The organism is Kribbella sp. NBC_01505 (assembly GCF_045040285.1).
Taxonomy (GTDB): Bacteria; Actinomycetota; Actinomycetes; order Propionibacteriales; family Kribbellaceae; genus Kribbella.
The window spans coordinates 857,985-878,135 of the sequence record NZ_CP109425.1 but is presented as its reverse complement, the minus strand read 5'-3'; the positions used below and the strand labels follow the sequence as shown (position 1 = coordinate 878,135).

General features: G+C 68.3%; 20 protein-coding genes. 11 read left to right on the top strand and 9 right to left on the bottom strand.

Features of this window, described 5'->3' with window-relative positions; all coding sequences use genetic code 11:
* The first annotated feature begins 132 nt into the window (after positions 1-132).
* The 7 genes from OG474_RS03805 to OG474_RS03775 all read left to right on the top strand — a co-directional run bounded on the left by OG474_RS03805 (position 133) and on the right by OG474_RS03775 (position 7,279).
* Positions 133-822 carry a WXG100 family type VII secretion target gene (locus OG474_RS03805; RefSeq protein WP_405060773.1) on the top strand — a complete coding sequence of 230 codons (690 nt, stop codon included), beginning with the start codon at positions 133-135 and terminating at the stop codon, positions 820-822.
* A gap of 3 nt (positions 823-825) precedes the next feature.
* A complete protein-coding gene (locus tag OG474_RS03800; RefSeq protein WP_405060772.1) occupies positions 826-1,128 on the top strand; it encodes a WXG100 family type VII secretion target in 303 nt (100 codons plus the stop codon).
* Between the two features lie 14 nt (positions 1,129-1,142).
* Entirely contained in the window at positions 1,143-1,481 is a 339-nt protein-coding gene (locus OG474_RS03795; protein ID WP_405060771.1) for a hypothetical protein, read from the top strand.
* Positions 1,482-1,527: 46 nt separating this feature from the next.
* Positions 1,528-2,253, top strand: coding sequence for an SDR family NAD(P)-dependent oxidoreductase (locus OG474_RS03790; protein WP_405060770.1), 726 nt, complete (start codon positions 1,528-1,530; stop codon positions 2,251-2,253).
* A 270-nt stretch (positions 2,254-2,523) separates the two neighbouring features.
* Positions 2,524-3,459, top strand: a complete 936-nt coding sequence (locus OG474_RS03785; RefSeq protein ID WP_405060769.1) for a methyltransferase domain-containing protein — start codon at positions 2,524-2,526, stop codon at positions 3,457-3,459.
* A 111-nt stretch (positions 3,460-3,570) separates the two neighbouring features.
* A complete protein-coding gene (locus OG474_RS03780) occupies positions 3,571-6,069 on the top strand; it encodes a DEAD/DEAH box helicase (RefSeq protein WP_405060768.1) in 2,499 nt (832 codons plus the stop codon).
* 625 nt (positions 6,070-6,694) lie between these two features.
* Positions 6,695-7,279 (top strand): NADAR family protein, encoded by a 585-nt coding sequence (locus OG474_RS03775; RefSeq protein ID WP_405060767.1) that lies wholly within the window; start codon positions 6,695-6,697, stop codon positions 7,277-7,279.
* Positions 7,280-7,295: 16 nt separating this feature from the next.
* On the opposite strand, the gene OG474_RS03770 is transcribed toward OG474_RS03775, so the two are convergent.
* The 4 genes from OG474_RS03770 to fabV all read right to left on the bottom strand — a co-directional run bounded on the left by OG474_RS03770 (position 7,296) and on the right by fabV (position 11,206).
* Positions 7,296-8,516 carry a hypothetical protein gene (locus OG474_RS03770; RefSeq protein WP_405060766.1) on the bottom strand — a complete coding sequence of 407 codons (1,221 nt, stop codon included), beginning with the start codon at positions 8,514-8,516 and terminating at the stop codon, positions 7,296-7,298.
* Positions 8,513-9,733 carry an N-acetylmuramoyl-L-alanine amidase gene (locus OG474_RS03765; protein ID WP_405060765.1) on the bottom strand — a complete coding sequence of 407 codons (1,221 nt, stop codon included), beginning with the start codon at positions 9,731-9,733 and terminating at the stop codon, positions 8,513-8,515. Before OG474_RS03765 ends, OG474_RS03770 begins: the two co-directional genes overlap by 4 nt.
* Positions 9,733-9,915 (bottom strand): hypothetical protein, encoded by a 183-nt coding sequence (locus OG474_RS03760; protein WP_405060764.1) that lies wholly within the window; start codon positions 9,913-9,915, stop codon positions 9,733-9,735. The genes OG474_RS03765 and OG474_RS03760 overlap by 1 nt, the downstream gene beginning before the upstream one ends.
* Before the next feature lie 97 nt (positions 9,916-10,012).
* Entirely contained in the window at positions 10,013-11,206 is a 1,194-nt protein-coding gene (fabV, locus tag OG474_RS03755) for an enoyl-[acyl-carrier-protein] reductase FabV (protein ID WP_405060763.1), read from the bottom strand.
* A 59-nt stretch (positions 11,207-11,265) separates the two neighbouring features.
* Here fabV and OG474_RS03750 point away from each other — a divergent pair, with 59 nt between their 5' ends.
* The gene (locus OG474_RS03750) at positions 11,266-11,850 is read left to right on the top strand and encodes a hypothetical protein (RefSeq protein WP_405060762.1); all 585 of its coding nucleotides are present in this window, start codon (positions 11,266-11,268) and stop codon (positions 11,848-11,850) included.
* Here the strand turns inward: OG474_RS03750 and murA are convergent.
* On the bottom strand, positions 11,810-13,096 hold the full coding sequence (gene murA / locus OG474_RS03745; RefSeq protein ID WP_405060761.1) for a UDP-N-acetylglucosamine 1-carboxyvinyltransferase: 1,287 nt from the start codon (positions 13,094-13,096) through the stop codon (positions 11,810-11,812). The genes OG474_RS03750 and murA overlap by 41 nt on opposite strands.
* Before the next feature lie 50 nt (positions 13,097-13,146).
* Here murA and OG474_RS03740 point away from each other — a divergent pair, with 50 nt between their 5' ends.
* Positions 13,147-13,731, top strand: coding sequence for a cob(I)yrinic acid a,c-diamide adenosyltransferase (locus OG474_RS03740; RefSeq protein WP_132400617.1), 585 nt, complete (start codon positions 13,147-13,149; stop codon positions 13,729-13,731).
* A 13-nt stretch (positions 13,732-13,744) separates the two neighbouring features.
* On the opposite strand, the gene sppA is transcribed toward OG474_RS03740, so the two are convergent.
* Positions 13,745-15,397: a signal peptide peptidase SppA gene (sppA, locus tag OG474_RS03735; protein ID WP_405060759.1), complete on the bottom strand. Its 1,653-nt coding sequence runs from the start codon at positions 15,395-15,397 to the stop codon at positions 13,745-13,747.
* Between the two features lie 103 nt (positions 15,398-15,500).
* Between sppA and OG474_RS03730 the strand changes: the two genes are divergently transcribed.
* The gene (locus OG474_RS03730; protein ID WP_405060758.1) at positions 15,501-16,700 is read left to right on the top strand and encodes an acyltransferase family protein; all 1,200 of its coding nucleotides are present in this window, start codon (positions 15,501-15,503) and stop codon (positions 16,698-16,700) included.
* Here OG474_RS03730 and OG474_RS03725 read toward each other — a convergent pair.
* Genes OG474_RS03725 through OG474_RS03715 form a run of 3 tightly spaced genes read right to left on the bottom strand, consistent with a single transcriptional unit; the run spans position 16,693 to position 19,246 of the window.
* The gene (locus OG474_RS03725) at positions 16,693-17,169 is read right to left on the bottom strand and encodes a hypothetical protein (protein ID WP_405060757.1); all 477 of its coding nucleotides are present in this window, start codon (positions 17,167-17,169) and stop codon (positions 16,693-16,695) included. The genes OG474_RS03730 and OG474_RS03725 overlap by 8 nt on opposite strands.
* A complete protein-coding gene (locus OG474_RS03720) occupies positions 17,166-18,575 on the bottom strand; it encodes an ATP-binding protein (protein ID WP_405060756.1) in 1,410 nt (469 codons plus the stop codon). Before OG474_RS03720 ends, OG474_RS03725 begins: the two co-directional genes overlap by 4 nt.
* Positions 18,572-19,246, bottom strand: coding sequence for a response regulator (locus tag OG474_RS03715; RefSeq protein ID WP_405060755.1), 675 nt, complete (start codon positions 19,244-19,246; stop codon positions 18,572-18,574). Before OG474_RS03715 ends, OG474_RS03720 begins: the two co-directional genes overlap by 4 nt.
* Positions 19,247-19,358: 112 nt before the next feature.
* Between OG474_RS03715 and OG474_RS03710 the strand changes: the two genes are divergently transcribed.
* The gene (locus tag OG474_RS03710; protein ID WP_405060754.1) at positions 19,359-20,105 is read left to right on the top strand and encodes an SGNH/GDSL hydrolase family protein; all 747 of its coding nucleotides are present in this window, start codon (positions 19,359-19,361) and stop codon (positions 20,103-20,105) included.
* The last annotated feature ends 46 nt before the right edge of the window (positions 20,106-20,151 follow it).

Here is a 20,151-nt window from a genome sequence, read left to right as displayed (position 1 = left end):
CACGCGAATGTCCCCCCGGCGGGTTCAATCGCTCGCGAAGAGGGCGAATCAAGGCAGCCGCGATGTCAACCCGGGCAGCTTTCGCGCCGATCCCAGGTCGGCCGCCGGGGTCCGGTGACAGCATCGCTGACCATGGCGGCTCAGCATTCGGACGAGGTCGGATTCCTCGAGGAGCAGTACCGCAGGCAGTTCGCCGAGCTGCACGAGACCCAGCGGCGGCTGCGCGAGATCTCCTGTACGGCGACCGCGCCCCGGCAGGAGGTCGTCGTGACGGCGGGTCATGGCGGAGTCGTGCAGGAGATCAAGTTCCCGAACGGCACCTACAAGCGGATGGCCCCGGCCGAGCTGGCGAGCGCCGTACTGAAGACGATCACGGACGCCCAGCAGCAGGCGAGCCGAGCCGCCGCCGACGTGATCGCACCGTCCCTGCCGCCTGGAGTGGACGCGCAGAAACTGTTCGCCGGTGACCCTGGTCTATCAGGTAAGGGAGATGTCCTCATGGAGGTGTCCACAACCACCCCAGGAATGGCCCAGGCCGCAGGCCACCTGGCGACCACCGAAGGCGTGGCGACGAACGGTCTCAACAGCGTGAACGACATCCTCGGTCAGCTGCGGGCCAGCTGGACGGGCGACGCGTCGGGCACCTTCGACAGCTCGATGAAGGCGTGGCAGGACGACTGCCAGATGATCATCAACAAGCTGCGCGAGATGCAGGAGGTCCTGCACGGCAACCGCCAGGTCATCACCCAGGGCGAGTCCCAGAACACGCAGGTCGCGACGAAGATCCCGACCGGTCCCGGCATCTTCGTCCCGAAGGGCTAACTCGTGGCTACCTATTCGTTCAACCCCACGATGGCCGACTCCACCCGCGACGTGATGGCCATCGTCACCAGGCAGTTGCTGGCCGAGCTCGAGACCATGAACGCCAACGTGCTCAAGGTCATGCAGGACTGGAGCGGCGACGCCCGAATGCAGTACGACGGCGCGAAGCAGCAGTGGGACCAGGCGGCGCAGCGGATGCCGGCCAGCCTGAACGCGGCCGAGGTCGCCCTGAAGGAGCTCACCAACGGCTACCTCCAGATCGAGCACACCGGTGTGAACGCCTGGGGCGGCTACAGCGTCAAGTGAGGGGTTACAAAGGCTTGGGCAAGCAGGCGAACGTCATTCTGTCCGGCCGGCGCGGACTGGGCCGGACCACGGTCGCAACCCACTACGCCCAGACCCTGGCCGAGCTACGCCTGACCGCCCTCGCCGTCAGACAGCTGGCCCGCCGCGGCCACAAGGTGCCGGACGACGTGGCGGACGCTCTCCGGGACCTGCTTGCCGTCGGCCACCACACCGCCTGGGATGCGCACCAACTGGCACACCGCCTCGCCACGACCGCAGCCTCCCCGACCCTGGCCGCGGCCGACCTCCACGCCAGCACCGGAACCTTCCGCTCACCGGCCCCGCGCGCCGCAGGCCTCACCTCGGTCGGTTGATGGACCCTCACTACGCACTGCATGCAACCCGTTGGAGGAGATGACGTTGAGCACGATTGTTGTCGTCGGTGCGGGCCCGCAGCTCGGGTACGCGGTCGGCCGCCGCTTCGCGGCCGAAGGGTTCGACGTGGCGCTGATCGCCCGGACCCGGTCGACGCTGGAGAAGGTCGCGGACCAACTCGCGGCCGAAGGCACCAGGGTGGAGGTCTTTCCGGCTGACATCACCGACCGGACCGCCCTGCTCGCGGCGCTGACCGAGGTCGAGCAACGCCTCGGGCCGATCGACGTCCTCGAGTACTCACCGGCGCCGACCCCGACCGACCTGAGCGCGGCGCCGATCGTCGGCGCCCTCGACCTGACTGTCGACGCGGTCCTGGCCCAGCTCGACCTGTTCCTGCTGGGCGGCGTCGCGGCGATCCAGCACGTGCTGCCCGGCATGCTGGATCGCGGCACGGGGACCATCCTGGTGACCAGCGGCGCGGGCTCCGGCCCGCTGATCGCCCCACACGTAGCGAACATCCAGGTCGCCACCGCCGGGCTACGGAACTACCTGCTCAACCTGCACGCGGCCCTGGCGGGAACAGGCGTGTACGCCGCGCACGTGGCGATCGCCGCCTTTATCGGCCAAGGCGCCCCCACCTCACAGCCCGACGCGATCGCGGAAGCCTACTGGCAACTGCACCGCGATCGCTCAGCGCCGGAACTCCTGATCGAAGACCTCCCCGCCGACTACCTGGACAAAGGCCTCGCCGACAAGTTCACGGACGACTGACGCCGGCACGTCCTCACCTCGGTCGGCGGAAAACCGCCGCCTTTGTGGTGATCTACTGCCACCCAGCGGCAGCGGATCCCCGCAAACACCTACCGGGCAGGATCGACAGGCGCGAAAATCGGTGGACTGGCGTGTGAGGATGCAAGGCATGTACGCGTTCTTCTTCCCGGCGGCCTGACCAGCCGCCGGTTCGGTTGAGGCTTCGGCCCTGAGCCGGTGATGCGGGACTGACCAACTGGTCGCTCCCGATTGCTCACCGGGAGAAAACGCATGCCCTTGGTGCTTGTGCGCACTGTGTCGGGGTTGGAAGGTCTGGCGGCTGAGGAGATCGCCGCCGCGGGACATCGCGTGGTCGATGTGTCGAAGAGGCAGTTGGTGGTCGAGGCTTCGGACGAGTTGCTGAGCAGACCGCCGCGGTTGGCGGACGACCTGTTCGTGGTGCGCGACGCCGTACCGGATCCGGGGCGGACGAAGGCCGGTCTGCAGTCGGTAGCACTGTCCGCGCAGGCAGCGGGTCCGTTCGCGGTGTCGGCGTCGTTCGTCGGCGAGCGGAACTTCAACCGGTACGACGTCGAGGACCAGGTAGGCGCAGCCCTCGGCGGCGTCTACCACTCGCGCCGCGACGGAGCTCGGCCGCCGGCGCAACGCTCCGAATGGCGAGTCGTGCTGGACGGAAAGACGATGTGGATCGCCGAACGCCCGTACGAAGCACCTCTCCATCGGCGCGCGTGGCGGCAGCGGACTGTCGTCGGCAGCCTGCATCCGCCAGTAGCGGCCGCTATGGCGAAGCTGGCCCGGATCGACGCCGGGATGCGAGTCGTGGACCCGTTCTGTGGTGCCGGAACGCTACTGGTCGAGGCACAGGCGATCGCACCGGACGCGCAGTACCTCGGAATCGACCGCCGACCCGAGGCAGTCGCAGCAGCCCGAGCAAACTCGGCCCTGCGGTTCCGGGTCGGCGATGCGGCTCGCTTGATCGGTACGGCGGATCGCATCCTCACCAATCCGCCCTGGGGCGTCCGACTCGGGGTCGGCGACTTCATGCCGTACCTGCGCGCCTGGCGGCGAGTGCTGGCGCCGGACGGACTCGTAGTCGCGTTGCTGAGCCAAGAGCAGACCGCCCTGCTCAGCCCGGACTGGACCGTGCACGAGGCCTACGACCTCAGCGTCGCCGGGCAGCATCCGCGCATCGTCGGACTGGATTGAAGTTGCAGGCCGCTGTGACCGCGGTCACCACGAGGACGCGGCTTTCGTGCTGTGCCGTCGCTGCGGAGTGCCGCCTGAGGCGCTGGGGCGGGTGAGGGACAATGGGCAGTGATGACGCTGACCGAGAAGTTGCCGGAGACCGCTGAGCCCGACGCGCTGTACGACGCGTTCGCCACCTGGGTGGGGGAGCAGGGGATCTCGCTGTACCCGGCGCAGGAGGAGGCGGTCATCGAGGTGATGACGGGGTCGAACGTGATCCTGTCCACCCCGACCGGGTCCGGAAAGAGCCTGGTGGCGACCGGTGCGCACTTCGCGGCGCTCGCCCACGGGGTGCGGACCTTCTACACCGCTCCGATCAAGGCACTGGTGTCGGAGAAGTTCTTCGCACTGTGCGACATCTTCGGCGCGGAGAAGGTCGGCATGCTGACCGGTGACGCCTCGGTGAACGCGGGCGCGCCGATCATCTGCTGTACGGCGGAGGTCCTGGCGAACGTCGCGTTGCGTGAGGGATCGACGGCCGATGTCGGCCAGGTGGTGATGGACGAGTTCCACTTCTACTCCGAGCCGGACCGCGGCTGGGCCTGGCAGGTGCCGTTGCTGGAGCTGCCGCACGCGCAGTTCGTGCTGATGTCGGCGACGCTCGGTGACGTCGAGCGGTTCAAGATCGACCTCTCCCGCCGGACCGGCAAGCCGACCGCGATCATCTCGTCGGGCGAGCGCCCGGTCCCGCTGGTCTACAAGTACGTCACGACGCCGCTGCACGAGACGCTGCAAGAGCTCCTGGTGACGAACCAGGCCCCGGTGTACGTCGTCCACTTCACCCAGGCGTCGGCCCTGGAACGCGCCCAGGCGCTGACCAGCATCAACGTCTGCACGAAGGAAGAGAAGGACAAGATCAAGGAGCTGATCGGGCATTTCCGGTTCAGCTCCGGCTTCGGCAAGACACTGCAGCGCCTCATCATGCACGGCATCGGCGTCCACCACGCCGGCATGCTCCCGAAGTACCGGCGGCTGGTCGAGCAGCTCGCGCAGGCCGGGCTGCTGAAGGTCATCTGCGGCACGGACACGCTCGGCGTCGGCATCAACGTGCCGATCCGCACGGTCCTGCTGACCGCATTGAGCAAGTACGACGGTCGCCGGCAGCGGATCCTCAAGGCCCGCGAGTTCCACCAGATCGCTGGGCGGGCCGGGCGGGCCGGATACGACACTTCCGGCACAGTCGTCGTACAGGCGCCGGACCATGTGGTGGAGAACGTCCGGCTGATGGCCAAGGCCGGCGACGACCCGAAGAAGCAGCGGCGGGTTCAGAAGAAGAAGCCGCCGGAGGGTTTCGTCACCTGGGGCGAGGACACCTTCGACCGGCTCGTCGTCGCTGAGCCCGAGCCGCTGCAGTCGCGGATGCGGGTCAACCACGCGATGCTGCTGAACGTGATCGCCCGCGACGGCGACGCGTTCGCCAGCATGCGGCACCTGCTGCAGGACAACCACGAGGACTCCAAGTCGCAGCGGCGGCTGATCACTCGCGCGATCCAGATCTACCGCACCCTGCTGACCGCCGGCGTGGTCGAGCGGCTGCCGGAGCCGGACGAATTCGGCCGGTGGCTGCGGCTGACCGTCGATCTGCAGAAGGACTTCAGCCTCAACCAGCCGCTGTCGACCTTCGCGCTGGCCGCTCTTGACCTGCTCGACCCCGAGGACCCGCTGTACGCGCTGGACGTGGTGTCGGTGGTCGAGGCGACGCTGGAGGACCCGCGCGCGATCCTGATGGCGCAGCTGCACCACGCCAAGGGCGAGGCCGTGCAGGGGATGAAGGCCGACGGCATCGAGTACGACGAACGGATGGAGCTGCTCGAGGAGATCAGCTGGCCGAAGCCGCTCGAAGAGTTGCTTGAGGCAACCTTGGACATCTACCGGCAGACGCACCCGTGGATCGCCGAGGCCGGGCTGTCGCCGAAGTCGGTGATCCGGGACATGTTCGAGCGGGCGATGACGTTCGGCGAATACATCCAGTACTACGGCCTCGCGCGCTCCGAAGGCATCGTCCTGCGCTACCTGAGCGACGCGTACAAGGCGCTGCGCCAGACCGTCCCGCCGGACAAGGCGAACGAGGACCTCACCGACCTGATCGAGTGGCTCGGCGAAGTGGTCCGCCAGACCGACTCCAGCCTGCTCGACGAGTGGGAGGAGCTCACCAACCCGGTCACCGCGGAGGTCGAGGTCACCCCGGTCGGCCCGCGCCGCATCACCCTCAACACCCGGGCCTTCCGCGTCCTGGTCCGCAACGCGATGTTCCGCCGCGTCGAGCTCGTCGCCCGGCACCGCTGGGCCGAGCTGGGTCAGCTCGACACCGACGCAGGCTGGGACGCCGGCCGCTGGGCCGAAGCCGGTACGGCGTACTACGCGGAGCACGACGTGTTGAACACCGGCCCGGCCGCCCGTGGACCCGCGCTCTTCATGGTTGAGGAGCACCCGGGCTACTGGGAGGTCCAGCAGATCATCGACGACCCCGACGGCAACCACGACTGGCGGATCTCGGCCTCGGTCGACCTGGCCGCCTCCGACGAAGCCGGCGACCTCGTCCTGGAGCTGGTCTCCTTCAAGGCGCTGTAGTTCAGCGGGGTCCCTTCCATCGACCATCATGAGGGTGCCCCAGTCGGCCGAAATTTGAACCGATAACCTCGCGAATACGCGGCGGACGACAACCCAGCCCCGCATGCGGCGGCCGAAGGCACCACCACCCGGGCCGTCCGCCCAAGCCCGCCCCGGCCGCCGCGCCCCCTCGACCGGCCCTGCCGATCAACGCGATCCAGATGCGCACGAAGGACAGCACGTGCGCACCACGCCGAGCCCCGTTCACGCCGTACGAGCTGCTCTGGGTTCCCCCGACACCGCCCTCCACCTGTGCTTCGTGCCGCCCCTCACTCCGACCCGCCCGTGGCCCGTTGGCCCGCGCCCTCCTCACCGCGCCCCCTTGCAGCAGCCCACGAACGACACCACGTAGTCCGCCCACGTGCCCCGTCCCTACACCCGGTCCTGCACGAACGACAGCACGTAGTCAACGACGTACACCGGTCGGCAGGTCTGCGCAGGGTGCGGGGGCAGCGCACCGGACAACGACCTGCTGTTGTTCGTGCGGGCGGATCCAGCAATACACAGAGCCGAGGCCGCCCCAACCACCCCGGGGCAGCATGCAAATCGTTTCCCTTGTGGTGGTGGGGACTTGATACTGGGCGGCATGAAGCCGGCCGGGTCGATCGAGGTTCCGCGGTCCGTCGCGGATCTGCTCGACGGGATCGCGCGGGGTCGCCGGTATCGCTATGTGTGGTTCTGGGGGCATCGGCCGCGGCGTCCGGGAGTTGCCGACGCGAGCTGTTTCAGCCAGTGGTTTCCGGCGCCGTTCACGGTTGACGGGGTCGCGTATCCGACCGCCGAGCACTGGATGATGGCGGGGAAGGCGCGGCTGTTCGGTGACGACGCCGCACTCGACGCGGTGCTCGGCGCTCGGAACTCCGGTGCTGCGAAGGCTGCTGGTCGCGCGGTACGGAACTTCGACGAGGAGACTTGGCAGCAGCACCGGGTGCAGTTGGTGGTCGACGGTTCGATCCACAAGTTCAGCGCCCACCCGGAGCTGCGCGACTACCTGCTCGGCACCGGATCACGCGTCCTCGTCGAGGCCAGCCCGCTCGACCGGGTCTGGGGGATCGGCCTGGCGGCGAACGACGAGGCAGCGTCGACCCCAGCCCGCTGGCGAGGACTCAACCTGCTGGGGTTCGCTCTGATGGCCGCGCGGGACGAGCTGGCAGGCCCATCCCGCGCTTGACCTCGAGCGGTACCGCTTACTCGAACTTGCCGACGGCCGGTACGTCGCCTTGGCTGCCGTCGCCGAAGGGGACGCGAACGACGGAGTTGTCGGCCATCCGGATGGAGAAAGCACTGTCGGACTGGCTGTAGACGTTGAGATTGGTGAGAGCGCCGACCTGGAAATGGCCGGCGGCGGGAAGGCTGTTGGCGACGCCGAAGGGGATGCGGCCGACGGTTCCGTTGGCCCAACGGATGTAGAAGGCACCCTCGGAGCGCCGGTAGACGGCCAAGTTGTCGTAGGGACTGTTCTCGTAGTGACCGATCGCCGGTACGTCGCCGGTCTGCCCGAACGGCACCTTGAGCAGGCTCCCGTCGGCCCGGCGGATGTAGAAGGTGCTGTCGCTGGGACGGTAGACGGCCAGGTTGTCGAGCCGGTTGTTCTCGTAGTGCCCGCTGGCCGGAAGGTCGCCGTTCTGGCCGAAGGGGATCGTGGCGCTCCGGCCGTCGGCCCACCGGATCACGAAGGCGCCGGCACTCGGCCGGTAGACGGCCAGGTTGTCGTAGTTGCTGTTCTCGTACTGGCCGACGGCCGGAAGGTCGCCCGCGACGCCGAACGGCACCTGGGTCAGCAGGGTGCCGTCCAGTTTGCGGATGTAGAACGTGTTGTTCGTGGGCCGGTAGACCGCCAGGTTCGACGGCGATCGGTCCCAGACCGCTGCCGCGATCCGGATCCCGTCCGCCGCCTGTGGCTGGTAACGGGCCGGGAAGGCCGAGCGCTGGATGCCCTGACAGACCTCACCGATCGGCCGGGTCTGCCAGCTCCCGTCCCGATAGACCCGCAGCATCTCGTCCAGGAAGGCGTTGGTGGCGGCGACCGGATCGTTGCGGTTGATGTTCGGGTATGACGACTTCGTCTGCTGGAAGAGCCCGACACTGCTGCCGTCACCGCCGTCGAGATTGTCCATCCGGGCCTCGACGATGATCGTCGCCATGGCGATCTCCGCGGCCCGGGCCGAGAACCCGCGCGCCCGGATCGTCTCGGTGACGACGCGAGCGCACGACATCCGGTACGCCGTGAGGCTGCCTCGCATGTTGCCGTTCAGTCCCGGTGCCACCTGACCGGCGTTCCAGCCGTCGGAGGTCGGTACGCCCTTGGGATCGCACGGCAGCGCGACGAGGGCTTGTGCCGGTGCTGCGACCAGCGTGGAAGCCAGCAGCGCGGTCGCGACAGCGGCTGGGATCATCCGGGTGTTCATTGGTGCTTCCCGACAGCCGGTACGTCGCCCACGGTTGCGTCTCCGAAGGGGACAGCACTGATCGAGTTGTCCGCGCGCCGGATGTAGAACGTGCTGGTCGCCCGGCGATAGACCGCCAGATTGGTCAGCGTGGTCGTCTCGAAATACCCCGGAGCGGGCAGGTCGTTCGGATTGCCGAAGGGGATCCTGGCCACCTGCCCGTCGGCCCAGCGGATGTAGAAGGCGCCTTCGGACGGTCTGTACAGGGCCAGGTTGTCGTACGCGATCGCCTGGTACCGCCCGATCGCCGGCACGTCGCCCGCTTGCGCGCCAGGAAACGGGACAGCGAGCTGTGAGTTGTCCCCACGCCGGATGTAGAACGTGCTGTCCGACGGCCGGAAGACCGCCAGGTTGTCGAGCGGGCCGTCCTCGTAGTGTCCCGAGGCAGGGAGGTCGCCAGGTTCACCGAAGGGAATGGTCAGGGTGGTCCCGTCCGCCCGGCGGATGGAGAACGTCGCGGTCGACGACCGATAGACGGCCAGGTTGTCGATGGACAGGTTCTCGTGCCGCCCGGTCGCGGGCAGATCGCCCGGCCCGCCGAACGGGACCTCGGTCAGCAGACCGGAGCCGTCCACCTTCCGGATGTAGAACCGGCTGTTCGAACCCCGATACACCGCCAGGTTCGACAACCCGCCGCCCTGCATCCGACGGGCCACGTCCGCACGCATCGTGTCCAGGTTGATGAACGAAGGATCGATCTTCCCGGTGGTGCTGGTCTCGCGGTGTCCGCGGGCGTAGCTCGCGTCGCGGCCGAGCTGCTTCAGCACCGCGGCTGTGGCCGCGACCGAGGCGTTGTACTGCGCGGCGGTCATCTGCTGATTCACGCCGTTGTAGTCGATCTCCCAGCCGATCAGCATCGTGTTGCCGTCGCCTACGGGGATGGGGCCGCTGCCGCCACTGCGGCCGGCGTGATTGGCGCGGTTGGCGGAGATCAGATGGAAGACCCCGTTGTAGTCCACCAGCGCGTGGCAGAGCGGACCTTGCAGATCCGGCCGGCCGTTGATGCAGACGTTCAGCGCGGGGGCGGGGTTCGACGGGCTCGAGGTCGCGGCGGTGTGGTGCCACAGCACGCCGATGGGGGCGAAGGAGCCGCTCACCCCGCGACCTCGCCAGTTGCCCTCCTCCACGACCTGTACGCCGGCGCCTCGCAGTACGTCGATGAGCCAGGGAACCGCCATCAGGACACCATGAGATCGGCCAGGCACTCCACAGTCGTACTTTGTGCCTCGGCGGGAAGCGCCACGACCATTGAGCCCAGCCCGGCGACGGCGGCCGCCCAGATCATCAGCGCGCGGCGCGAAAGCCGATGATCGGGCGGCGTCCCGGCAACGGTCGGCGTCAGCGAATGGATTTCCTTCATGGTTCCTCCTGGGGCGATGGAGCGGCGTACCAAGAGAATCCAAGAGCGCGATGACATTTCGCTGACACGGTTCAGGGCCCGCCGCAGCGGGCACCGGTTACGGGCCTTCGGAACCGTCTGTCCCCGGCCATTTCACGTCGACCTCTACCTCGGCTTCGTAGTCGACGCCTGGTACGTCGAAGCCGTAGAGGCGGCGGATTTCGGCGAGGAACCACTCGTGGTCGGCGAGGTCGGCGATGGTGTCCGGCGTGACGGACTGCCAGGCGGCGTGGACTGCGGTCTGGGTCTCAGGGGTGAGCTCCCAGCGGTCCAGGCGGATGCGGTTCTCGTCGTCCAGGTCCGGGGGAGTGGCGCCGGTGAGCTGGCTCCAGAGGTTGATCGACTGCTCGATGGGGGACTGCATCGCGTCGCCGAGGGTCTTGTGCAGGAGGCTGGTGTAGAGGCCGATGCCGGGGATGGCGGAGGAGGCCTGGGTGACGGCGGCGCCGTTGACCGAGGTGTAGGCGCGGACGCCGTCCTTGGCGAGGGTGAGGGCGGTCTGCTCCAGGTCGGCCTTGGCGGTGCCGATCGAGCCCTGGCGGTAGATGGGTCCGGTGATGTCGGAGCCGATGTAGGTGAGGGCGACGGTGTTGAAGCCTTCGTTCAGCAGGTCGCGCTCCTGCAGCGCCGTGATCCAGCGCGCCCAGTCCTCGCCGCCCATGACCTTCACGGTCTGGGCGAGGTCGTCATCGGTCGCGGGGTCGACCGTGACCTCGGTCAGCTGCGGCTCGGCGCCGTCGTACGCGAGGGACTTGGTCGTGTACGACTCGCCGATCGTCTTCAGCGCGGACTGGTAGGTCTCGCCGGTGCGCGGGTCGGTACGGCGCGGTGCCGCGACGCTGTAGACGAGGTGGTCGATCTTGCCGAACCGCTCCGCGATCAGGTCGAGCACCTCGGTCTTCGTGGTGTCGGCGAAGGCGTCGGCGTTCACGAAGCTGAAGTCGCGCCCGAGCTCCTGCGCCAGTACGGCGGTCTCCGCCGTGCGGTACCACCCCGCGGACGCCGTCCGGCGGGCGTTCGCGTCCTTCTCGAACGCGATCCCGATCCCGTCGATCCCGAACGCCGAGAGCCCGGCGATCGTCGTCGCCAGCCCGTAGCCCGAGCTGGATCCGATCACCAGCGCCACCCGGCGGGGCGCCGTACGGGGTTCAACGGCGGCAGCCAGGTTTCTGACCACCTGGACACATCCGGCCGGATGCGAGTCCAGGAACAGGAAACCTCGGCCTACTGGCTTGACCACGCGCTCACTCATGCCCAGACCCTAACCCGATCTTCATCGATCCTTCACTGCCCGCTGGCGATGCTCGGTCCATGCGGATCTCCCGAAGGACCTTCTCGCTGGTCACAGTCATGACGCTCGCCGGCAGCAGGGTCGGCAACGCTCCGACCGCGATCGCAGCGGTGACCGACGGCCTCGAAGTCAGTCACTATGCGGTCAACATCCGCTACCAGCTCACGCCGGAGGTCCTGTCCGGGGTGACGACGATCCTCGCCACCGCCAGCCGGAAGCTGCCCGCGTTCAACCTGCAGTTCCTGCTCGCGGTTTCCTCGGTGACCGTGAACAACGAGCCCGCCGAGTACACCTCCAAGGACGGCACGCTGACGGTGGCGCCGAAGACGGCTGTCCCCGCCGGCGCCGACCTGGTCATCCGCCGGCAGAAGACCGACGAAGCACCGACCACCGCGCAGTTCAGCACCTTGGCCGAAGAGATCGCCGGTCAGGACCTGGACTCCCTGTTCCGAGCCTGGATCTACGCGCCCGAACGCCCGGTGGGCGGTCCCAATGGAGCACACGTCGTACGGCGATCTGCGAGGCCGAAGTCGTATGAGCAGATCACCGCGAACCGCGAGCTGCTCAGTTCCAGTACACGTCCGCGTCGTCGGGCTCGACGGTGACGTCGGCGCCGAGGCGGCGCAGGTTGCCGGCGAAGTCGGTGTACCCGCGGTGCACGTGGTGAGCGGCCGAGACCAGGGTCTCGCCCTCGGCGGCCAGGCCGGCCAGGACGAGCGCCGCACCGGCGCGGATGTCCGAGGCGACGACCGGTGCGCCGGAAAGCCTCGGTACGCCGCGGACGACCGCGTGGTGACCGTCGGTCTGGATCTGCGCCCCGAGCCGGGTGAGCTCCTGGGCGAACGTGAACCGGCCCTCGAACAGGTTCTCGGTGACCATCGCGGCACCGTCGCTGAGCGCGTTCATCGCGATCACGAAGGCCTGCAGGTCCGTCGCGAAGCCCGGGTAGGGCAGCGTGACCACATCGACGGGCTTCGGCCGGTCGTTCATCACGACCCGGAAGCCGGGGTTCAGCACCTCGATCTCGGCGCCGGCCTTGTGCAGCTTGTCCAACGGCAGCTCGAGGTGCTCGGCGTGACCGTTCGTGATCGTGATGTCGCCCTTGGTGATCGCGGCCGCGAATGCCCAGCTCCCGCTGACGATCCGGTCCGGTACGACGACGTGCTCGACCGGCTTCAGCAGACCACTGACACCGGTGACCTCGATCCGCGGCGACCCGGCGCCGTCGATCTGAGCACCCATCGACACCAGCAGTGCTGCGATGTCCTGGATCTCCGGCTCGCGGGCGGCGTTCTCGATCACCGTCGTCCCACGGGCCAGCACGGCTGCCATCATGATCGTTTCGGTCGCCCCGACGCTCGGGAAGTCCAGCCAGACCTCGGCGCCGTGCAGCCCCTGCGGAGCCTCGGCGATCACGAAGCCGTGCTCGATATGCACCTTCGCGCCCATCGCCTCCAGTCCGGCGACGTGCATGTTCAGCCCGCGCGAGCCGATGTTGTCCCCACCCGGCAGAGCGACCTCGGCCCGGCCGCAGCGGCCCAGCAGCGGTCCCAGCACCGAGATGGAGGCCCGGAGCTTGCGCACCAGGTCGTAGTCGCACTGGTAACCGATCTCAGCCGGTACGGCGATCGTCGCCAGCCCGGCCTCCGCATCCACGGTGACCGAACAGCCCAGGGTGTCCAGCAGTTGCGCCATGAAGGTGACGTCCAGGATGCCCGGCACCTGCCGCAGCGTCGTCGTCCCCTCCGCCAGCAATGCCGCCGCCATCAGCTTGAGCACGCTGTTCTTCGCCCCAGCCACCTCCACAGCTCCCTCGAGCCGTGCCTCACCCGCGATCCGAAACCGTTCCACTGGTCGACTGTAGCGTTTAGACGGATGCACCTTTGCGTAGAGTCCCTGCCATGGCTGTGAACTTGACGCGGATCTACACCCGCACCGGTGACGCAGGCGAGACCCGCCTGGGCGACAACTCGACCACCTCGAAGACGGACCCGCGACTGGCGGCGTACGGCGACGTGGACGAAGCGAACTCGGCGATCGGGGTCGCCATCGCGGCCGGGCACCTGAACAGCACCCTGGTGTTGCTGTTGACCAGGATCCAGAACGACCTGTTCGACGTCGGCGCGGACCTGTGCAACCCGATCACGCCGAACCCGGCGTACGAACCGCTCCGGATCACCCAGGAGTACATCGACCGGCTGGAAGGCTGGTGCGACGAGTACAACGGCCGCCTCACCAAGCTGCGCTCGTTCATCCTGCCGGGTGGCGCTGTCGGTGCCGCCTACCTGAACGTGGCCCGCACGGTGGTCCGCCGGTCCGAGCGCACGGCCTGGGCCGCGGTCGAGGAGCACGGCCCGACGGTGAACCTGCTCGCCATCACCTACCTGAACCGGCTCTCCGACCTGCTCTTCATCCTGGGCCGCGTCGCCAACCTGTCCTCCGGCGGCGACGTCCTCTGGGTGCCAGGCGGAGAACGACAGAGTTAACTAGACGGTTGGCTTAGACCAGCTGCCAGTTGAGCGGCATCCGGAGCAGTCCGGCCGGCGGAAGCCCCAGCGCGCTGTAGAGCCCACTGGCGAGGCCGTCCAGCGACAGTGGTTGCGCTGTGACGGCCAGATCGTCCGTAGTGGTCGGTGCCCGGAGCTGGTCGAGCAGGTTGCGGTGCGGCACGGTCGCGACCTGGATGTGGTCGCGGTCGAGCCCAGCGCGGTTGCATGCCAGCGTCAGTGCGTGCTGGAAGCCGCCGAGCTCGTCGACCAGCTTGCGGTCGAAGGCGTCGGCGCCTGTCCAGACTCGGCCGCGCGCAAGCGCCTCTAGCTGCTCCTCAGGCAGTCCGCGGTCCAGCGCCGCCTTGGCGACGAAGTCCTGGTAGATCCGGTCGAGCGTCTCCTCCAGTTGGTCCCACTGGTCGTCGCTGAACTCCTCCTGCGCGGAGAACATCCGCGCGTTCTCGCCCTCCGACACCGCCTGCTGCGAGATCCCGAACCGCGACAACGCATCCCGTACGACGCCCTTGCCGCTGAACACGCCGATCGAACCGGTGATGGTTCCCGGCTGGGCGACGACCACATCGGCCGGCATTGCGACGAAGTACCCGCCGGATGCGGCCACACTGCCCATCGAAGCGATCACCGGCTTCCCCGTCGACCGCAGTCGCAGGACCTCGTTCCGGATCGCGTCAGAGGCGACGTACGAGCCGCCTGGGCTGTCCACTCGCAGTACGACGGCTTTGACCTTGTCGTTCTCCGCAACTGCCCGCAGCGCCGCGCCGATCGTGTCTGAACCAGAGCCAGGTCCGCCGAGCGGACTGTTCGCGTTCCGGCCGACGGTGATGCCACCAGAGACCCGCACGACCGCAACCAGCGGCTTCTCCGGCCAGGGGAGTCGTCGCTGCAACTCGGCCAGAGTGCGCGGCCCACGCCGTACATAGCGCTCGGCCAGCAGCCGCTCGGTCTCACCGAGCGTCTTCTCCAGCTCGTCGTACACATCCGCGCGATAGCCGAGTCGATCGACCAGTCCGGCGTCCAGAGCTGTCTGAGCAGGCAGTGGCGCACTATCCACCAGCTCACGAACCCGCTCCGGTGACAGCCGCCGCCGTACGGCGATTCCGTCAACGATCTGCTCGTACGCCGACTCGGCCAGCCGCGAGGCCATCTCGCGGCCCGGACCGGTCATCTGCTTCTCGGTGAAGGTGTCGACCGCGGTCTTGTACTCACGCCGCTTCCCGAACTGCGGAATCACCCCGGCCTTGTCCAGCGCACCGCGGATGAACACCGCCTGCATGCTGACACCGGTGATGCCGAGCTCACCCGACGGCTGCACCCAGATCTCATCGAACGCAGTAGCGAGGTAGTAGGGCACGGTCCCGCCGCCGGTCTCACCGAACGACTCGGTCCACGCCACAGCGGGCTTCCCCGACGTCCGGAAGTCGTCCAACGCGTCGCGCAGGTCCTGAACCTGGGACAGCGACAGCCTGGCTCCGCCCAGGTGTGCGACCAAACCGGCCACAGACTCGTCCCGCGCCGCCTTGCGTAACGCCGCAACCAGCTCACGCAGCGTCGGCAGGTGCCGCGCACGGAACGCGGCCACCGGCGAGGCGGGCGGCGTTTCGAGCACACCCCGGGTCAGGTCCAGCTCCAAGAGAAGGCTCATACCCCGACCCTAGACCGCATCTTCAAGCCGCCGGGTCAGGCTGCGACCGGTTTGCGACAGTCCCCGGACGCCCTCGCCATCCGCCCGGGCGATCGTCGGAGGTATGACGCAAGCAGAACTGTCCGAACCCGTGACGACCCCCCGCAAGGCGCACCTGCCCGCCCTGGATGGACTGCGCGGTGTGGCGATCGCCGGGGTCCTCCTGTTCCACACCGGACATCTGGCCGGTGGGTTCCTCGGAGTCGATCTCTTCTTCGCGCTGTCGGGCTACCTGATCACGGACCTCCTGCTTCGCGAGGTCGAACGGACCGGAGCGGTGTCGCTGGTCGGATTCTGGGGCCGACGGATCCGGCGCCTGCTCCCCGCGCTGGCCACGATGCTCGCCGGAGCGACCGTGTTGGTGTGGCTCGTCGGTTCACCGGACCTGGTACGCACAACGCTCGCCGACGGGCCGTGGGTCCAGGCCAACTTGATCAACTGGCATCTGCTGGCCGAGTCGGCGAGCTACTGGGAGCGGTTCGGATCGGCGCGAGTCTTCGAGCATCTGTGGAGCATCGCGGTCGAGGAGCAGTTCTACCTGCTGTGGCCGTTGGTAGTCCTGGCCATCGCACGGCTCTCGCGGCAGGTGCACAAGCGAGTCGCCGTGGTCGCGGCGGCCGGATCGGTGGCCTCGCTGGTGTTGATGATCGTGCTGGTGAGCCCAGCGGACCCAACTCGCGTCTACACCGGCACGGACACCAGGGCGTTCTCCTTACTGCTAGGCGCTCTGGTCGCAACCCACCCAGTCCGCACTGCGCTGGCCCGCATTGTCGGCCGCCGGGCCGGAACCGCAGCGGTCCTGCTGGCAGCTGGACTCGGTACGGCGTGGGCCCTGGTCAACGGAGTGGATTCGCAGTGGCTGTTCACCGGTGGGCTGTTCGCGCATTCGCTGGCAGCGGCCCTGCTGATCGTCTTGTGCACGCAGGACCAGGACTCGCTGCTGGCCAAGGGACTGGGATGGCGACCGTTGCGCGGACTGGGACAGATCTCCTACAGCCTCTATCTGTGGCACTGGCCCGTCATCGTGCTGCTGCCGGACCACCTCAACGGCTGGCTCCGGACCAGCGTCGTCTGCGCACTGTCGATCGGTCTGGCGACCCTGTCGAAGTATCTGGTCGAGGATCCGGTGCGATTCCGGGCGAGCTGGGCCAAGGGCCGGAGCGGACTGGTCGCGTTCGTCGCTGTGATGATCGGACTGGCCGCTCTGTGGTTGCTTCTGCCCACTCCGGATCCGACTCTGATCGACATCACCGATCTCAGCTGATCAGCGGACAGGTTCGCAGGCGGTCCGACTCCGGTGTGGTGAGGGTGAACCCCAAACGCACCTTCAGGCTTCTCGACCCACCACTCTGGACGTAGACGGCCAGAGCGGTGCAGACGAGCTGGTCGATGCCCAGTGGAGTGACGTCGTCGATCGTCAGCGGTAGACGTAGGTCGATGACGTCCGGAGTGATCGCCACGTCGACCCGGGCGCCCCCGTCAGGGGTGATCTCCGTGTGCAGGTTGCCGGACACGCCTGGGCCGGCCAGGAGCAAGGCGACCGCGTCGGCGATGGTGCCCAGCCGAGCGGCCTGCCGTGGCTCGGCGACGAGGTGCTGGGACGCATTGACGAAGTACAGCGTCGGACCTGTGGCCAGACCGGTTGGGGCTTCGCCACCATCCACCACGCCGGACGGCTGGATCCCGCAGCCGGCCAACGTGATCGCGGCCAGCAGGGCCAGGAGCGGTCTCACGGCTGCTCCGGACCGCGGGGCAGCCGCAGGGTGAATCGGGCGCCGCCGTTCGCGTCGTTGGACGCGGTGAGGTCACCGCCGTGCAGCCGGGCGTTCTCGAGCGCGATAGCGAGCCCGAGCCCGCTGCCCGGCGTACGGGTCCGTGCCGCATCGGCTTTGTAGAAGCGGTCGAACACCCGCGGGAGTACCTCCGGGGAAAGCCCTGGACCGTTGTCGGTCACTTCGACGACTGCCTCGTCCTGGTCGACGCCGGCCCGCACCAGGACCGGCGGTGCGCCGTGCCGCAACGCATTGCCGACCAGGTTGGCCACGATCACGTCCAGCCGCCGGCGATCACACCGCAGTACCGCACCGTCCGGGGCAACTAGGCTGACCCGGTCGAGCCAACCCCTGGCGCGCAGGCAATCGCGGACCGCACTGGCGAGGTCCGTCTCCTCCAGCCGCAGTCCGGCAGTGCCTGCATCGAATCTGGAGACCTCCATCAGGTCCTCGACCAGCCGGACGAGCCGCTCGGTCTCGGTGATGGCAAGCTCCGCGGATTCCCTGGCGTCGGGCTCCATCCCGGCCGTCGTGTCCGCGAGCACCTCGACGACTGCTGTGAGTGTGCTCAGCGGAGTGCGGAGCTCGTGGGCGACATCGGCCGCGAAGCGGCGCGCATCGGCCTGCATCCGATGCATCGTCAGCATCGACTCCTGCAACGACGCCGCCATCTCGTTCACCGTGACCGTGAGGTCTGCGAGCTCGTCCGCGCCTTGCGGCGCTGTTCGCGCCGACAGGTCGCCCGCGGCGAGCAGGCGGGCGGTGTCCCGCAGGTCGCGGACTGGGCGGAGTACTCCTCGCGCCGCGAACAGCGCGAGGAGAACTGCCGGCAGCAGCGCGAGTGCCGACGTACCGATCGCGGTTCTGGTGAGGCTGTCGATCTGCTGCTCCACACCGGTGAGGTCGCGGACCGAATACACCTCGATCCCGGACGGCGTCCGGGTCCCGGCCGGTGCGGTCGTCATGATCGGTGTCCCGATCAGTAGCCAGGACCTCCCGTCGGCACTCACCCGCTGTGCCACCAGGCGGTGCTGTTCCCGTACGGCGCCGCGCAGGGCGTCGGTGATCAACGCGGTGGCGCCGTCGGTGGAGCGCAGACTGCGATAGGTGACCAGGGTGTTCTCTCCCACGGCGACCCGGATCCGGTCGAGGGCGGCCTGGTCAGGCGGGTAGGTGAGTTCTGGAGCGATCGCGGCGAGTTGTGCCGCGGTGGACTCCGCCAGGCGCTGCTGGGTCGAGGTGACCAGTGCATCGCTTGCTGAGCTGGCGCTCGACCACGCCGCAGCGGTGGCGCCGGCCACCGTCACCAGCACGAACGCGACGACCAGCCGCGCCCGCAGGCCCCTCGGCAGGAAGGTCCAGGTCATAGCGGTCCGAAGCGGTACCCGAAGCCTCGAACGGTCTGGACGTACCGTGGGGCAGCCGGGTCGGTCTCGATCTTCGCCCGCAGTCGCTGCACACAGTTGTCGACCAGGCGTGAGTCACCTAGGTAGTCGTGCTCCCAAACGGCCTCGAGTAGCTGCTGCCTGCTGAACACCCGCCCCGCTGACTGCGACAGCGTGAGCAGCAACCGCAGTTCGGTCGGCGTCAGCGGTACGGGAGTGTCCCGCACCGTCACCGTGAGAGCCGCAGTGTCGATGCGCAGTTCGCCGTGGCGGCGGACACCGTCCGGAGCGCTGTCGCTGCGTCGCAGTACGGCGCGGATCCGGGCGTCGAGAACGGTCGGCTGGACCGGTTTGATCACGTAGTCGTCCGCGCCCGCCGCGAGCCCTTCGACCACGTCGAAGTCGTCACCGCGCGCGGTCAGGATGATGACCGGCACCGCACCGGCCGCCCGGATCCGGCGGCACACCTGGAGGCCGCCGACACCTGGCAGCATCAGGTCGAGGACCACCAGATCGGGTGCGTCCGAGCCGAACTCCCGTAGGCCGTCCTCGCCGGTCTCAGCAGTCCGGATGGCGTGGCCGTGCCGGCTCAACGCGAGCTCGAGCCCACGGCGTACCAGCGGGTCGTCCTCGATCAGCAAGATGGCCGGCACCTCGCCAGTATGGGCAGTGTCAGCAGCGATCGGTGCGCACCGCGGGCTCCTGCGACACAACCGCGACATTGCGGCGGACGGACCAGGACATGGCGTCGGCAGGCTTCAACGCATGACGAAGATGCGAAACCTTGCTCTGGGCCTGCTGGGCCTGCTGTCGATCGCCGCCTGCTCCACGACCGCTGGGGCAGAGCAGCCAACGACCTCCGCCAAGGCCGGCAGCGCCAAGGTGCTGCTGCTCGGTGACTCGATCGCGGAGGGCGAGGCACTGGCGCTGGATGCGGCTCTGAAAGCCGGCGGAGTCGGCTTCCACTCGCTGGCCGCGGCCGGAGGCGGCAACGTGGTCGGACCGTTCGCCGCCGAGAACTGGAAGAAGCTCCCTGCCGACATCACCGCCGCCCGGCCGACCACAGTCGTCTACCAGGTCACGACGTACGACTGGGGCACGCACGCGGAGCAGAAGGCGGCGTACCAGAAGCTGCTCGCGGCGGTCACCGCGACCGGCGCGAAGCTCGTCTTCGTCACCGCCCCGCCGATCAAGGCCGACGACTTCTACCGACCGCACCTGGCAGAGCTCGCTCGTACGACGGCAGTGGCGCGCGAGGTGGCAGCGGAATCCGCCGGCCAGGCGCAGGTGCTCGACGCCGCAGCGGTTTGGGGAACCACCTACCAGCAGCAGAAGGACGGGAAGGCCGACCGCAGTGCCGACGGCATTCATACCTGCCCACAGGGCGCTGCCCGCTTCGCCAACTGGCTGGTCGGCGAACTCGCAACGGTCCCACCCGGGTTCACCCCCGCCGCTGCCGACAGCTGGGCGAACACTGGGTGGGCTGCCGACAAGCGATTCAAGGGCTGCTGACCCAGGAGGGACCCTGGCGGCTCACAGCCCCTCAACCGTGAGCCGC

Coding starts and splice junctions, on each gene's coding strand:
- OG474_RS03765 (WP_405060765.1), bottom strand. CDS start 9,733: ATGGCGGTTCCCTGGCTCATCGACGTACTGCGAGGCGCCGGCGTACAG.
- OG474_RS03775 (WP_405060767.1), top strand. CDS start 6,695: ATGAAGCCGGCCGGGTCGATCGAGGTTCCGCGGTCCGTCGCGGATCTG.
- OG474_RS03730 (WP_405060758.1), top strand. CDS start 15,501: ATGACGCAAGCAGAACTGTCCGAACCCGTGACGACCCCCCGCAAGGCG.
- OG474_RS03760 (WP_405060764.1), bottom strand. CDS start 9,915: ATGAAGGAAATCCATTCGCTGACGCCGACCGTTGCCGGGACGCCGCCC.
- OG474_RS03780 (WP_405060768.1), top strand. CDS start 3,571: ATGACGCTGACCGAGAAGTTGCCGGAGACCGCTGAGCCCGACGCGCTG.
- OG474_RS03710 (WP_405060754.1), top strand. CDS start 19,359: ATGACGAAGATGCGAAACCTTGCTCTGGGCCTGCTGGGCCTGCTGTCG.
- OG474_RS03720 (WP_405060756.1), bottom strand. CDS start 18,575: ATGACCTGGACCTTCCTGCCGAGGGGCCTGCGGGCGCGGCTGGTCGTC.
- OG474_RS03770 (WP_405060766.1), bottom strand. CDS start 8,516: ATGAACACCCGGATGATCCCAGCCGCTGTCGCGACCGCGCTGCTGGCT.
- sppA (WP_405060759.1), bottom strand. CDS start 15,397: ATGAGCCTTCTCTTGGAGCTGGACCTGACCCGGGGTGTGCTCGAAACG.
- OG474_RS03805 (WP_405060773.1), top strand. CDS start 133: ATGGCGGCTCAGCATTCGGACGAGGTCGGATTCCTCGAGGAGCAGTAC.
- fabV (WP_405060763.1), bottom strand. CDS start 11,206: ATGAGTGAGCGCGTGGTCAAGCCAGTAGGCCGAGGTTTCCTGTTCCTG.
- OG474_RS03740 (WP_132400617.1), top strand. CDS start 13,147: ATGGCTGTGAACTTGACGCGGATCTACACCCGCACCGGTGACGCAGGC.
- OG474_RS03750 (WP_405060762.1), top strand. CDS start 11,266: ATGCGGATCTCCCGAAGGACCTTCTCGCTGGTCACAGTCATGACGCTC.
- OG474_RS03785 (WP_405060769.1), top strand. CDS start 2,524: ATGCCCTTGGTGCTTGTGCGCACTGTGTCGGGGTTGGAAGGTCTGGCG.